Source organism: Cobetia sp. 3AK (genome assembly GCF_029846335.1).
Lineage (GTDB): Bacteria > Pseudomonadota > Gammaproteobacteria > Pseudomonadales > Halomonadaceae > Cobetia > Cobetia marina.
Map to the genome: position 1 here is coordinate 1 of NZ_JARWKR010000027.1, position 561 is coordinate 561.

1 protein-coding gene is annotated in these 561 nt (G+C 64.7%); it reads right to left on the reverse strand.

The genetic code is table 11. The features are described 5' to 3' along the window. Positions 1 to 561 (reverse strand): hypothetical protein (locus tag QD228_RS16995; RefSeq protein ID WP_279876129.1); only part of this gene is annotated, 561 nt, incomplete at both ends.

The following is a 561-nucleotide window of genomic DNA, read 5'->3' on the forward strand; positions in this document are numbered from 1 at the left end:
GCGTCCTGCACCTTGAGCTGCACGGTGGCAGAGGCGGTGAGGTCGGCGTCGACATGGCTGACGGTGATGCCGTCGTCACTGTCGACACTGCCGCTGATGTCGGTCCAGGTGGTGCCGCCATCATTGCTGTACTGCAGGGTCTCGCCCTCGGCCAGTGCGGCATCCAGGGTGGCGGTGATCGTCAGGCCATCATCGTCATTGGTGATGAAGTCGTCGGCGGCACCGCTATCGTCGCTGATCCCGTCAATGCTGACGGCCGTGGTCGGCGCGGTCACGTCAATCACGATGGCCTGCGAGGCAACCGGGCCGTCATTGCCGGCGGCGTCCTGCACCTTGAGCTGCACGGTGGCAGAGGCGGTGAGGTCGGCGTCGACATGGCTGACGGTGATGCCGTCGGCACTGTCGACACTGCCGCTGATATCGGTCCAGGTGGTGCCGCCATCATTGCTGTACTGCAGGGTCTCGCCCTCGGCCAGTGCGGCATCCAGGGTGGCGGTGATCGTCAGGCCATCATCGTCATTGGTGATGAAGTCGTCGGCGGTACCGCTATCGTCGCTGATC